Here is a 13,034-nt window from a genome sequence, read left to right on the forward strand (position 1 = left end):
CGCTGTCAGTCGTGCGGACGCGAATGGTATAGCTATCTTTCGTTTCAAAGTCGGGTGAAACGTTCAGCCGGAGTTGGTTGCCGACAATCGTGAAGCTGGCGTTGTCGGTGTCGCCTGTGCCGGAGACGAGTGTGTAGGTGTGGGTGTCAACAAAATCAGGATCAATGGTTGTGAATATGCCAACTTCTGTGCCAATGGGCGAGTTCTCATCCACAGACTGCGGATCAAGATTAATAGCAGTGGGTGCCTCATTGACGTTCGTCACCGCCACCACCACTTCTTTTTCGTAGCTCAATCCACTCGGATCGGTTGCCCGAATTTTGATGGTGTAGCTGTTCTTTGTCTCAAAATCCGCCGCCGCCCGCAGCACCAAAATCGGCCCGCCGGGCCCAGTTTGAATTTCAAAACTAGCGTTATCTGGAAAATTGACTGAATCAATCAGTTCAAAATTGGTGACAGTATCTCCATCGGGGTCAATGGCGGAGAGATTCCCAATGACGGTATCTAGCGGGGAGTTTTCTGGAAAACTGGCAGGCGTTAGCAGGATATCGGTCGGCGCGGTGCTGGTGGGCGGCGAAAACCGCTGTCCATAGACACCGGTGCCGTTAGCGTCGGGCCCCGTCCAAACGACGACAAAATTGCCGCTGGGAGCAACACCAACGGCAGGGAAGCGCTGATCGCCTGGGGTGGTGGTGTTGACCAGAAACTCGTCACCCAGAGGAGTGCCCGTTCTGCTGAAGCGCCGCGCCACAATGCCCGTGGTCGTCACAGTTTCAGAAGGCTGGCTAAAGCTTTGCCAGGTGACGACAAAGTTGCCGTCGCTATCCATTGCCACCGTGGAATAACGCTGCTCGCCTGTGGTGAACTGGTTGACAAGGATTTCGCCCGTCAGCGGGTCACCATTGCTGTCAAACAGGCGGGCGTACACGCCCCAGCTAGAGCCGTCCTGGTTTTCGCTCGACCAGGTAATGACAAAGTTGCCATCAGGGGCGATCGCCACATGGGAATTTTGCTGATTGCTGGCAGTGGTGCTGTTGACAGGGAATTCCGTGCCGACTCGTGCGCCCGTACTGCTGAACTTTTGGGCATAAACGCCGAAGCCACTGCCGTCTTGCCCAACGCTCGACCAAGTGACGACAAAGCTGCTGTCGGGGGCGATCGCCACGTTAGAAAAACGCTGATCCAGGTCTGTCGTTGTATTGACCTGGACATCGTCGGTGCTGGCAGGGCCTATCGGTGGTTCGATTGGCTGCGCCGCGCCCGCGCTGTTGAAGCGCCGCACAAACACCCCAGTTCCGCTGCCGTCGCCCACATCGCTAGTCCAGGTCACCACAAACTCGCCCGTGGGAGCCATCGCCACGCTGACCTCGGTCTGTTCGCCCAGGACGTTAGTGTGAATCTGGGTTTCGCCACCGATGCGGTTGCCATCTTTATCAAAGCGCTGAGCATAAACGCCTGAATCACCCGTTACCGGGTCTTGGATGCTTTCCCACACCACAATAAAGTTGCCGTCGGCATCCGCTGCGACGCTGGCAAGTCGCTGGATATTAGCGGTTGTCGTATTAATGCGGGCATCTGTGCTGACTAGGGCACTGGAGGCCGCATCAAACAGACTCTGTGCCACACCCGCGCTATCGAACCGTCTGGCGTAAATTCCCGTGTTTGAGCCACTGCCGTCTGGCCCCGTCCACACCACCACAAACCCGCCGCTGCCGTCTACTGCGATCGCCCTCGTCGAGAATGCCTCAGCGGTGAGTAGTGACGTACTCTGACTGCCTGTTGTAATCGTGTTGATGGGAAACTCGGAGCCGACGAAGTTTACAGATGACATGGCAGGTTGCTCGCAATGGGCTGGGTAGACGACCGACTGAGGCTAAAGCAGGCGCTAGACTGAGGTTTGGACGGCAGCAAACCGTCGAAATGAGGAAGATCCGCACACATCGTACCCAAATCGGCATATTTTCCCATCAGGGAGCGATCGCCCTTTCTCCGTATTTTCCGGTCTATTTTTGCGCTCTCAACAGGTTCCGTCGATTCGCCTCCCATGAATACCTCATTCCCCAATCAACAAATCGATAATCTGTATGAGGTTGTGGTCATTGGCAGCGGCATCGGCGGGCTGACGGCGGCGGCGCTGCTGGCGCGATATGGGCGGCGGGTGCTGGTGTGCGAAAGCCACGCGATTCCGGGTGGTGCGGCCCACAGCTTTTCGCAGCAGGGCTTTCATTTTGATTCAGGCCCCTCTTTCTATTGCGGACTGAGTGACGGGCGATCGCTCAATCCGCTCAAGCAAGTGCTGGAGGTGCTGGGCGAATCGGTAACTGCCGTACCCTACGACCCACTGGGTCACTACCACTTTCCAGAGGGCACGTTTCCGGTCCATTGCCAGGGCGATCGCTATCGGGCTGCCGTGGCCGAGATCACGCCCCAGGGTGCGCGAGAGCTTGCCCAGCTAGAGCAGCGGTTCCTCCAGATTTACAACGGGCTGCGCGACATCCCCACCCTGGCGCTGCGGGCAGACTGGCAACTGGTGCCAGTTTTGCTAAGCCGCTATCCCTGGGCGCTGCTCAAGCTGCTGCCCCAAGTGCGATCGCTCCAGTCCTCGGCGGGTGATCTGCTGGATCAAACTGTGCGCGATCCGTGGGTGCGGCGGTTGGTAGACCTGGAATGCTTCTTGCTGTCGGGGCTGCCTGCGGCGGGAACGGTCGCGCCAGAGATGGCGTTTATGTTTGGCGAACGCACAAATTCTGTGGTGGACTATCCGCTGGGCGGCAGCGGGGCGATCGTGCAAGCCCTCGTGCGTGGGCTGGAGAAATGGGGCGGCAGGCTGCGGCTGAATGCCCATGTGGAGCAAATTTTGGTAGAAAACGGGCAGGCGGTGGGCGTGCGGCTGCGGTCGGGCGAGGCGATCGCTGCAAAGACCGTCATTTCCAACGCCACCCTCTGGGACACCTACACGCACCTGCTCAAGCCCGGTGATTTGCCCGAAGACTACCGTCAGAGCGCTCTGGAAACCCCCGCTGTAGATAGCTTTATGCACCTGCACTTGGGCATCCGCGCCGACGGGCTAGAGGGACTCACTGGCCATCATGTCGTGGTGCAAGATCCGGTTGAGCGCTACGACCTGGCTGCGCCGGGCCACACCTGCATGATTTCGATTCCCTCGGTGTGGGATGCCAGCCTCGCGCCGTCAGGTCATCACGTCGTCCATGCCTACACGCTGGAACCCTACGATGGCTGGCAGCGCGATGAAACCTACGAAGCCCGCAAGCGAGAACGGGCAGAGCCGCTTTATCGAGCGCTGGAGCGGGTGATTCCCGACGTGCACGATCGCCTCGTGCTAGAGCGAATCGGCACACCGCTCACCCATGCCCGCTACCTGCGCCGCCATCGGGGGACCTATGGCCCGGCGATCGCCGCCTATCAGGGCCGGTTTCCCAGCACCCACACGCCCATTCGCGGCCTCTATCGCGTCGGTGACAGTACCCTACCAGGGATTGGGGTTCCGGCGGCCGCTGCGTCGGGGATTCTCTGTGCCAATACGCTAGTAACGCCTATCGCTACAGCAGCACTGCTCAGGGAACTGGCCTGACTCCATCATTTGGCTAGAGGGGGCATTTGGCTAGAGGGGGCAAACGCCAGTGGGCAAAGCGCTTTCGTCAGAAAGTGCAAAAGGAAGTGCAAACTCAGTCCGCTGCCTAAAGCCAAGGCTTTCTCCCCTCTTCCATGACACGAAAAAAGGCAGTACGATAAAAGACTTTTTTGTTTTTCTCTTGATTTTTTAAAATTTGTGCTTAGAATGGATGCTATCCGCTTCCAGCCCGCTGAACTTATTGAAAACGTTTCTTAGGAAAGTTTCTTAAGAATCGGTTTACTCTCAAGCCAGGGGCAATCGCTAAAGATTCAGGAATGAAATTTAATTGAGGACATCAACTTAGGTAGGTGCGGATTGATGTTCTGACACAGTTCTTTCTAACACAGTTCTTAAGATTCGTTCGGCAAATACGGTCTTAGAATGATTGAGAATTTAGCAGATCGAAATCCAGAATCATACCTTATCTTTAAGGGATCTGATTTTTGAAGCAGGATTTTGACTGTCTTGACTGTAGCTAGTTGCTGTCTTTAGAACTGTTGTTGCATTTTGCAATGCCTAGCCCCTATGCTCTAGCTCCCATCTGAAGTTAGTGCTTTTTGGTCTAGCGTCTCTCCGTGAAAGCAGCCTGGGGCAGGGGCTTTGGCGTAGCCTCGCGACCACCTTGCAATTGGAAAAAGTTCCGCAAACTCAGGGATTTACTTTGCCTGAGCCGTATTCTTAATGTTTTGTTGAATTTGGATCACTATAATCTATGACAGGTGCAGAGTGGATCTTTATTGGGTTTGCATTTGCGTGTTCATTCTTGTTCAACAAGCCTGCTGAGAAGAAAAAGGAAAAAACTAAGGAAGAAGAGTTTGCTGATCTGATTAAGCACTTCATGACCGAGGGAATCCCTGTAAGGATCAAGGGCACATCCGAAGGAGAAAAAGCCGAAAAACCGTCCTGAAGTTCGGTTCAGGAAATCTGATTGATCGGCCGGTTGATTGGCCGAAAAATATGGATGGATGGCTGCTCAATAAACGCGAGGGTTCTAATTGCTTGACGACCTTTTTCTGTGGGGGCGATCGCCCAAAAATAGCCATCCCCTGATTGGTTTTTCGAGTTGATGCCATCTTTCAATTTGCCCCGTACATTCATGCCTTTTAGCAGAGTGTGTCGAAGGTGTATTTGGGGCGATCGCCCCCACCCCAAATACCCAAGCTAAATCCCCATTCCTCATCGGCGTATCGGCATCGGCGTATCGACTCATCGGCGTATCGGCGCAGATTGCAGATTATAGACAGCGCGGCTCACGCGGCTAAAAGTTCTATTGGCCACAAATTCACTTTGGAGTATACTTAAGCCTCGATTCACTTACCCAGACACAGCGCTGAGTTGAACGCCAGCGGGGAGGTTCTTATTCCTGAGACACTTACTTTAACGGTGAGCCTGCGCGGCACTCGGGAGGTGCGAGACAACAGCCAGGTCTTCCGCCTCGCGGGGCTTCTCGATGCGTTTTCTGAACCCACCTTCCGCAAAGTCGTCGATAAATATATCGAGGAGGGGCCGTCTAGCGTCATCCTCGACATGTCCCAGATTGACTTTATTGATAGCTCCGGCATTGGGGCGCTGGTGCAGGTGGCAAAGAAAGTGCAGCAGGCAAGTGGCAAGCTGCAACTGATCGCCAACTCCCGCGTCATGCAGACGATCAAAATGGTGCGTTTGGAGCAATTTTTCAAGATTCAACCCAACGTCGAGGCGGCTCTAGAGAATGCTAAGCGGTCTTGATGCGGCTGGGTCGTGCCCCGCTGAGAAGGGACTCCGGGAGCAAGACCTCCAGCGGCTCTCTCCGGCTGCTCTGGCCTACGTGGGCGATGCAGTGTACGAGCTGCATGTGCGGGTAGCCTGCTTGCTGCCGCCCAAACGCATTCAAGATTATCATCGGCAAGTCGTGGAGCAGGTGCGGGCCGAAAGCCAGGCCGCCCAGGTGCGATCGCTCTCTATCCATCTCACCGAACAGGAGCAAGACATTGTGCGGCGAGGGCGCAATGCGGCTCAGCGAGGCCCACGGCGGGTGGATGCCGAAATCTATCGTCAGGCCACAGGTCTAGAAACGCTGCTGGGGTACTTGTATCTCAGCAACCCAGGGCGGTTGCAGGAGTTGCTGACACGGATGCAGCCGCTAGAAGACTTGCCTGAAGAGGGCAGCAAAAAAGCCTGACCGTTTAGATGCAGCAAGCTTAAGCAACCGCAACAAAATTGCAAGAAATCTTTGGTCAGGGAATCGTGTTGGTTTTCCCCCAATTCGGGGCTGGCTCCGCTATGCTAGAAACCCGGAGATGCTGACGGTTTTACTGCCCGGCGCGTCTTAGACATTTAGACACTACGACTACGTCAGGGAAGGAGACTCATGGCTGCTCAAAACCGCGATTCCAATCGGGGGTCGTCCCCGCGCAAAGGACAGGGTTCATCCCGACCGGGCAAGCCGCGTGTAGGCGGGGGCGGGCGAAAGTTTTCGGGCGGAAAGTCGGCGGGCAGCAAGTCGGCAGGCAATCGCTACTCCGGTGAGCGGGCCGCAGGCGATGCTTCGGGCGATCGCTACGGTGAGGAATCTACGAGTCGAAAGCCCTCTGGCGATCGCTACGGCAAACCTGCGGGCAGAAAGTTTTCGGGCGATCGCCCCGCTCGTCCTGCCAGAGACTCCTACAGCGCTAGACCGTCGGATCAGAGGCGGTCAGAGCAATCCGCAGGCGATCGCCCTCCCCGTCGTCGCAGTGATGCAGACAAGCCCGCCAAAGCCAAATTTAGCCCAGACCGGCCCGTCCGCCTTTCCGGTGACCAGGTTCGACCTATTTCCCGCCGCCCGGCCGCTGCGCCAGACAGAGACGGGAGCGATCGCCCCGGCCGCAAACCGCCCCGACCAGCCTGGGAGAGCGATCGCAGCGCATCCCAGCCGAGGGACTTTAGGGACGTTTCGGAAGCCCGCTATGGGGCCACAGAGAGCCTCGGCAACGAACTGCATGAATCCGAAGAAGCCAGCCCCGATTTGATCTATGGTCGTCATACGCTGGTGGCGGCCCTGGAGGGCGATCGCCAGCTTAACCGCATTTGGGTCACGCCGCGCCTGCGCTACGATCCCCGCTTCCATACGCTACTGCAAAAGGCCAAGAGCAACGGAGCCGTCATCGACGAAGTAGACAATCGACGGCTCGATCAGTTGACCCATGGCGCAACGCATCAGGGCATTGTGGCCCAGGTGGCTCCCTATGAATATCTAGAACTGGGCGACCTGATTGCCCAGGCCAAAGCCGCTACCGAACAGCCTGTGCTGGTGGCAGTGGACGGCATCACCGATCCCCACAACCTGGGCGCAATTATTCGCACTGCCGAAGCACTGGGCGCTCAAGGGATTGTGATTCCCCAGCGGCGATCGGTCGGGGTCACCTCAACGGTGATGAAAGTTGCGGCGGGTGCGCTGGAAAACCTGGCGATCGCCCGCGTGGTCAACCTGGGACGAGCGCTCGAAGCGTTGAAAGCCGAAGGGTTCTGGATTTACGGCACCGACGCAGAAGCGGGGCAGTCGATCAACACGGTCACGTTTCACAAGGCGACGGTGCTGGTGGTCGGCTCTGAAGGCGACGGGCTGAACCTGCTGACACAGCGCAGTTGCGATGTGCTGGTGTCGATTCCGCTGCGGGGCAAAACGGCCAGCCTGAATGCCTCAGTGGCCGCGGGCATGGCGCTGTATGAGGTCTATCGCCAGCGCTGGACGAGTACGCTCTCGCTCAGTCCGGCGATCGCCAAGTGATTCACGACCTGGGTATACATCTGCCCCCCGAAACAAGAAAACATGCCCCAAAAAATGCAGAAAAAAACGCAGAGGCAAAATATAGAGTGAAACCCGGAGTGATCAGAATTTTTGCCTAAACGTCACACACAATACGATCTGGGGGGCAGATTTCAAGGGATGCTGTAGGCGGGACAAAACTTGAGCTAGAAGTCTTAGGGATGGAAGGGGATAGAAGCTTAGCCCCCTTGAACAGACTGGCTCATAGGATGCCTTATTTTGCTGAAGCTGGTTCATAAAGGATTGTAATAAATATTGAATTTTCCTGAAGAGAACCCTACAGTTTAAGCCAAAGACTTACATCCCAACGCCTTATGAAAGAAACCTGGACCTCAATCTTGCAAACGGTGGGTGCGGCCTGGTGGGTGGAAATTGTAACCGACTCGCCCCGCTGCACCTATTACTTCGGCCCGTTTGCCAGTGCAACGGAAGCAGAACAACACAAGGGCGGCTACGTCGAAGATCTAGTGCAAGAAGGCGCACAGGGAATCAAGCTCAGCATCAAGCGCTGCAAGCCCCACAAGCTGACGATCGACGATGAGCAGGAAATGCCCACTCGCAGCGCGGCTGCGTTTGGCTAGGTCGAGCGAAGCCGGGTTTTGTCAGAATTGAGCGATCGCCCTCCTTCTGGCAATTGTGAGGAGGGCGATCGCTTTTGGTTCACCCAGTCCCAGCTTAGTACATAAGCTCTGCTTAAGAAAAATTGCACCTACTGAGCAATTCTGCTTACCAGAGGTAGGATCAGGGTGGAAGCCAAAGCCTATAGAAAACGCTTCAAACTCTCTATCTGCAAGGCTTCTACCAGAAAGCCTGATCGCTGATCAGGAGGAGGGTGCCTGCCATGACGCTGCACACAGATTTCCATCCTGCTTTTCTCAAAGAGTCTCATCTCCGCCCAATCTTGCTAGCTTCCCTGCTGGCGCTCGGTGTCGGTTCTGCGGTGTTCGGTTTTCAAGAGTATCGTTATTACGGACAGCGCCTCGCATTTTCTGAGTTAAACGGTACGGTTTCGGATCTCACCCAGCAGCTTGAGGGCGCGACCGAAGCACTGAATAGCACTAAAACAGACCTGCAAAGCGCGAAGGAATATGGCAAGCAGAAGAACGATGAGCTGTATGACACGAAGCTAGCGCTGCAAGAGTCGAAAAAACTGGCGCAAACGTTTAATGATCGCCTTTATGATGCCAATCAGCAGATAAAAAGCCTGGGCAGCCAGCTTGATGCAACCCAGCGCAGTCTGGCGGAAAGCCAGCAGGCCCGCTGGTCTTTGGGCAACCAACTGGAACAGACGCGCACCACAACCCAACTAATGGGTCAATGTCTGGCGGATGTTCAGCCGTTTATGGAACATGCTCCAGCGGTATACAGCTATTTGAATAACCCGTTACCATCGGCGCTATTTGGGGATGGGGGAAATACTCGTGGTCGAGAAGACCTGCATACGCTCATGAATTCCTGGCAGTTTGGCAACTGTAGCCGAGTCGTGCCGTCCATTGCCAGCTATCGGTAGAGCGGGCGATCGCCCCCGGTTTAGTCAACTAGTCGCTGCTCAAAGCTGCTCAAAATAGCTGACTGAAATGGCGAATGTCTCTCGTTCAGCGCTCCATCGGCAAGAGTAAACCCTTAGTTGATGGAGCGTTTTAATAGGGATTGCTACAGTTTTCGGGTGAGTTGGGTGGATGGGCGGCGGCGACGACGGGCGTGGGGGCGATCGCTCCACCGAAAATCCTGAGTCGGGTTCACCATTTCAAACACTGCAACGTAAGGATTGTCTGGCTCCGGTGTGGCGTAGGTCGAAAACACCTGCCGATGATCCCGCCAAAACATCCACGAAGCTGGATAGCCTGCCCGCTGGAACTGTTGCCCCAGCACCTTACCGTATTGCAAATAATACAGTTCAGCGAGGTGCGAACATTGAACCCACGGACTCCCGCTTCTGGCGCACTCAGCCCTCAGCAGCGTGCAAAGCTGACGGACTAACTCCTCATCTTCTGCTTCCGAAATGCCCGAACGAACCTGAGATCTTGCGCTGTGGTAATTGGTGTCCATAACGATTTTCAGAATTGGTCAAACTTTGCCAACGTGCAATTTGTGGATGTTGGAGGGCTACAGTCTGCCGGGTTTACGTTTCTGGCAAATTTGGGTGTGGATCTCTGCACCGCAAAACCACTGCCCCGATCTCGTTGATAATGAGAAAGGACACGTTACAGTTCTTCATCATGGCGCGAGACCTGCGGGGATTTTTGGCTCAGCTAGAGCAGCGGGGGCAGTTGCGGCGCATTACGGCGCTGGTTGATCCCGAACTGGAAATTGCCGAAATTGCCAATCGGCTGTTGCAAAGCGGTGGTCCGGCGTTGCTGTTTGAAAACGTGAAGGGGGCTGAGTATCCCGTCGCGGTGAACGTGATGGGCACGGTGCAGCGCGTCTGTTGGGCGATGAACATGGAGCAGCCCGAAGAACTGGAAGCGCTGGGCAAGAAGCTGGCCCTGCTGTATCAACCCCGCCCGCCCAAGAAGATTTCTCAGGCGGTTGACTTGGGCAAGGCCCTGTTTGACGTGGTGAAGGCCAAACCCCAACGGGAGCTGCTGCCGCCGTGTCAGCAGGTGGTGCTGAAGGATGACCAAGTAGACCTGACCAAGCTGCCGCTGCTGCGGGTGTATCCGGACGACGCGGGCAAGGTGATCACACTGGGGCTGATGATTACCAAAGACCCCGAAAACAAGATTGTGAATGTGGGTGTCTATCGCCTCCAGTTGCAATCCAAAACCACGATGACGGTGCAATGGCTCTCGGTGCGCGGCGCGACGCGGCATTTGCGGAAGGCAGCCGAGCGGGGCGAAAAGCTGGAAGTGGCGATCGCCCTTGGGGTAGACCCGATGCTGGTGATGGCGGCCGCGACCCCGCTGCCCATTGATATGTCGGAGTGGCTCTTTGCCGGACTCTACGGCGGCGGCGGTGTGCATCTGGCAAAGTGTAAAACGGTGGATCTGGAAGTGCCTGCCGATTCAGAATTTGTGCTAGAGGGTACGATTACCCCCGGCGAAGTGGCGATGGACGGCCCCGCAGGCGACCACATGGGCTACTACGGCCCTGCCAACCCCAACGGCCCGCTGATCCGCTTCCACTGCATAACCCATCGCAAAAATCCGATCTACCTCACTGCCTTCAGCGGTCGCCCACCCAAGGAAGACGCGATGATGGCACTGGCGCTGAACCGGATTTACACGCCCATTCTGCGGCAGCAAGTCCCGGAAATTGTGGACTTTTTCTTGCCGATGGAGGGCTTGAGCTACAAAGTAGCCGTCCTGTCCATCGACAAGTCCTATCCGGGGCAGGCGCGGCGGGCGGCGCTGGCGTTTTGGAGTGCGCTGCCGCAGTTTAGCTATACGAAATTTGTGGTGGTGGTAGACAAAGATATCAATGTCCGCGATCCGCGCCAGGTGGTCTGGTCGATCACGTCAAAGGTGGACCCAGCGCGGGATGTGTTCATCTTGCCGGACAATCCCTTCGACTCGCTGGACTTTGCCACCGAGCGCCCCGGCCTCGGCAGCAAAATGGGCATCGACGCGACCACCAAGATCTATCCAGAGAGCGATCGCCCTTGGGGTAAGCAGCTCGAACCCGACCCCGACACGGCGGATTTGGTGTCGCGCCGCTGGGCTGAATATGGCCTCGCTGACCTGAATCTGGACGAGGTAGACCCCAATCTGTTTGGCTATGACATGAAGTGAGTGGTCTAGCAGCGCTATTGGTCTGAAAAGTCGGCAATGGGTTTAAGGGTTACACCAATGGCGAGCGCCGCTTTGACCTGGCGATCGTCTACACTTACTAGCGGACAGCCCAATTCTAGGGCGAGGGCATATAGAGCGAATCGTACACAGCCAAACCATGACTAAGCGCAATTTTGAGAGCGTTTGGCAGGAGCAAATAAACTGCGACCACTTGAAAAGGCAGATCGAGAAAATCTGCAATGATCGACTCTGCGTCTACTTGGGGAAATCCGTTGAAGCGAACCTGTTTCCACAACACATTTGTGCATTCCAAAAGGCAAAACTCTGGAATGTAAAGTTCATGGCCATCGACTAAACCCGATAAAAGATTGGCAGCTTCAGCTGTGTAACGATCAGGATTCAGGTCATGGGCTAAAACACTGGCATCTACGACATACCTTGCCGCCACTGGTTGCGCTCCTCTAAAATCATTTGGCTGGCTGTGGGAGCGCCGACCGGGGGTGTCCAACGACGGTTAGCAATTGCCTTCAAAAGTGCCCGCACTTGGTCTGGCTCAGCGGGTGTTGCAGGACGCAAAACAAGCCTAAACTTCATGTCTACGGTTTTGATGATGAGCGACTCTAGCTCTGTTATCGTCATGTCACCAACTTTTTTGGGTGCCATAGAAGTCTCTCAACAGTTGATGTAGTCCTACTCTAATCCAGACACGCTAAGCTTGCAGATTTTGCCTTTGGCGATCGCCCGCTCGTCCATCGTCTGATCGCCTCAAGTCCAGCGATGCAGAATGGGACGCGGCGCTAAAGGCAATGAGCGCCGAACCCGAATTGGCGATCGCCGACTCGCCTGAACCTTCGCCCGTGCAGGTCAACGTAGCGCCAGCCCCGCTCAAGCTAGTGGAAACAGCGTTTTTATCCAGCACGGCGGGGCTGCTGTGGCTGGTGAGCTACTATCTCAGCCTGGTGCCCTGGATGCGGATCGTCTTTCCGCTGCCCATCGCCCTGGTGTATCTGCGCTGGGGAGCGCGAGCAGCCTGGATGTCGCTGTTGGTGACGGGGCTGCTGCTGTCGGTGCTGATGGGCCCGTTTCTTAGCGCTTTATTTATCATTCCCTACGGGCTGCTGGGTGTACAGCTCGGCTTTTTGTGGCGGCGGGGCGCGGGCTGGCCCGTGTCGATTGGCCTGGGCGCGATGTTGGCGACGTTGGGCCTGTTTGCGCGAGTCTTGCTCACGTCTGCCTTTGTGGGCGAAGACCTGTGGGTGTATCTAACACGCCGCATCGCCGATCTGCTGGAGTGGCTGGTGACTCGTCTGGTGGATTGGGGGCTGCTAGGCGTGGGCGCACTGGGGCAAATCAATCTGCCTGCGGTGCAAGCGCTGACGGTAGGCGCGTTTTTGCTCAGCGACCTAGTGTATGTGTTTACGATTCACCTGGCAGCGTGGCTACTGCTGGGGCGGCTGGGCAACGCTATTCCCGAACCGCCGCGCTGGGTGCGGATCTTGCTGGAAGAACAGTAAACATTAAATTTAAGACGGCTGAGACGGCTGAGACGGCTGAGACCTTGAGATGGGCGATCGCTGCGATGGAGGTTCAGATTGATATCGCAAAACGATATTAACAAATCTCTCCGGAATAGCCTATCGTGAAAATGTAATACTTTGTAGTACGAAGCCGACTCTGTTTCACCTGGGCGATCGCCTTCGCAACCTGGGTCAGCAAGCTGAAGAATGATTGAACAACCTGCGATGCGATCGCTTCAAGCACCTGAATTCGTCATTTTATTTCGATTCGTGGCTTTTCTGGCTATATCAATTTTCTGAATTCGCTGATTGAAATCATCCTGAAATCATTTTGTGAGACGCGCTCATAAAATGCATCTCACAAG

Annotated in this window: 13 protein-coding genes; 9 read left to right on the forward strand and 4 right to left on the reverse strand. The window is 55.8% G+C overall.

The features are described 5' to 3' along the window. The coding region (locus tag IGS16_RS13560; RefSeq protein WP_297086237.1) for a cadherin repeat domain-containing protein at positions 1–1,831 on the reverse strand (1,831 nt) is incomplete at its 3' end. Between the two features lie 213 nt (positions 1,832–2,044). Between IGS16_RS13560 and IGS16_RS13565 the strand changes: the two genes are divergently transcribed. From IGS16_RS13565 to IGS16_RS13595, 7 genes are all read left to right on the forward strand, one after another. Further along, positions 2,045–3,592 (forward strand): NAD(P)/FAD-dependent oxidoreductase, encoded by a 1,548-nt coding sequence (locus IGS16_RS13565; RefSeq protein WP_297086238.1) that lies wholly within the window; start codon positions 2,045–2,047, stop codon positions 3,590–3,592. 754 nt (positions 3,593–4,346) lie between these two features. After that, positions 4,347–4,541 (forward strand): hypothetical protein, encoded by a 195-nt coding sequence (locus IGS16_RS13570; protein WP_297086240.1) that lies wholly within the window; start codon positions 4,347–4,349, stop codon positions 4,539–4,541. 476 nt (positions 4,542–5,017) lie between these two features. Continuing rightward, a complete protein-coding gene (locus IGS16_RS13575) occupies positions 5,018–5,362 on the forward strand; it encodes an STAS domain-containing protein (protein ID WP_068508265.1) in 345 nt (114 codons plus the stop codon). Continuing rightward, positions 5,346–5,795 (forward strand): ribonuclease III domain-containing protein, encoded by a 450-nt coding sequence (locus tag IGS16_RS13580; RefSeq protein ID WP_297086243.1) that lies wholly within the window; start codon positions 5,346–5,348, stop codon positions 5,793–5,795. Before IGS16_RS13575 ends, IGS16_RS13580 begins: the two co-directional genes overlap by 17 nt. Before the next feature lie 630 nt (positions 5,796–6,425). Further along, a complete protein-coding gene (gene rlmB / locus IGS16_RS13585; RefSeq protein ID WP_367185794.1) occupies positions 6,426–7,382 on the forward strand; it encodes a 23S rRNA (guanosine(2251)-2'-O)-methyltransferase RlmB in 957 nt (318 codons plus the stop codon). A gap of 353 nt (positions 7,383–7,735) precedes the next feature. After that, entirely contained in the window at positions 7,736–8,002 is a 267-nt protein-coding gene (locus IGS16_RS13590; protein WP_172356790.1) for a DUF1816 domain-containing protein, read from the forward strand. A 260-nt stretch (positions 8,003–8,262) separates the two neighbouring features. Then, on the forward strand, positions 8,263–8,931 hold the full coding sequence (locus IGS16_RS13595; protein ID WP_297086247.1) for a hypothetical protein: 669 nt from the start codon (positions 8,263–8,265) through the stop codon (positions 8,929–8,931). Positions 8,932–9,074: 143 nt separating this feature from the next. On the opposite strand, the gene IGS16_RS13600 is transcribed toward IGS16_RS13595, so the two are convergent. Continuing rightward, positions 9,075–9,470, reverse strand: a complete 396-nt coding sequence (locus tag IGS16_RS13600; RefSeq protein ID WP_297086249.1) for a hypothetical protein — start codon at positions 9,468–9,470, stop codon at positions 9,075–9,077. A gap of 170 nt (positions 9,471–9,640) precedes the next feature. On the opposite strand from IGS16_RS13600, the gene IGS16_RS13605 reads away from it, so the two are divergent. Continuing rightward, complete coding sequence (locus IGS16_RS13605) at positions 9,641–11,152, forward strand: UbiD family decarboxylase (RefSeq protein WP_297086251.1); 1,512 nt, start codon at positions 9,641–9,643, stop codon at positions 11,150–11,152. Positions 11,153–11,267: 115 nt separating this feature from the next. Here the strand turns inward: IGS16_RS13605 and IGS16_RS13610 are convergent, their stop codons facing one another. Next, positions 11,268–11,600, reverse strand: a complete 333-nt coding sequence (locus IGS16_RS13610; protein WP_297086253.1) for a type II toxin-antitoxin system VapC family toxin — start codon at positions 11,598–11,600, stop codon at positions 11,268–11,270. Then, entirely contained in the window at positions 11,579–11,815 is a 237-nt protein-coding gene (locus tag IGS16_RS13615; RefSeq protein ID WP_297086254.1) for a hypothetical protein, read from the reverse strand. The genes IGS16_RS13610 and IGS16_RS13615 overlap by 22 nt, the downstream gene beginning before the upstream one ends. 143 nt (positions 11,816–11,958) lie before the next feature. Here IGS16_RS13615 and IGS16_RS13620 point away from each other — a divergent pair, with 143 nt between their 5' ends. Further along, a complete protein-coding gene (locus tag IGS16_RS13620) occupies positions 11,959–12,666 on the forward strand; it encodes a DUF2232 domain-containing protein (RefSeq protein ID WP_297086256.1) in 708 nt (235 codons plus the stop codon). The last annotated feature ends 368 nt before the right edge of the window (positions 12,667–13,034 follow it).

The sequence above is a fragment of the Thermoleptolyngbya sp. C42_A2020_037 genome, assembly GCF_015272455.1.
In the GTDB taxonomy this organism is placed as follows: domain Bacteria; phylum Cyanobacteriota; class Cyanobacteriia; order Elainellales; family Elainellaceae; genus Thermoleptolyngbya.

Coding starts and splice junctions, on each gene's coding strand:
- IGS16_RS13565 (WP_297086238.1), top strand. CDS start 2,045: ATGAATACCTCATTCCCCAATCAACAAATCGATAATCTGTATGAGGTT.
- IGS16_RS13570 (WP_297086240.1), top strand. CDS start 4,347: ATGACAGGTGCAGAGTGGATCTTTATTGGGTTTGCATTTGCGTGTTCA.
- IGS16_RS13580 (WP_297086243.1), top strand. CDS start 5,346: ATGCTAAGCGGTCTTGATGCGGCTGGGTCGTGCCCCGCTGAGAAGGGA.
- IGS16_RS13590 (WP_172356790.1), top strand. CDS start 7,736: ATGAAAGAAACCTGGACCTCAATCTTGCAAACGGTGGGTGCGGCCTGG.
- IGS16_RS13595 (WP_297086247.1), top strand. CDS start 8,263: ATGACGCTGCACACAGATTTCCATCCTGCTTTTCTCAAAGAGTCTCAT.
- IGS16_RS13600 (WP_297086249.1), bottom strand. CDS start 9,470: ATGGACACCAATTACCACAGCGCAAGATCTCAGGTTCGTTCGGGCATT.
- IGS16_RS13605 (WP_297086251.1), top strand. CDS start 9,641: ATGGCGCGAGACCTGCGGGGATTTTTGGCTCAGCTAGAGCAGCGGGGG.
- IGS16_RS13615 (WP_297086254.1), bottom strand. CDS start 11,815: ATGGCACCCAAAAAAGTTGGTGACATGACGATAACAGAGCTAGAGTCG.
- IGS16_RS13620 (WP_297086256.1), top strand. CDS start 11,959: ATGAGCGCCGAACCCGAATTGGCGATCGCCGACTCGCCTGAACCTTCG.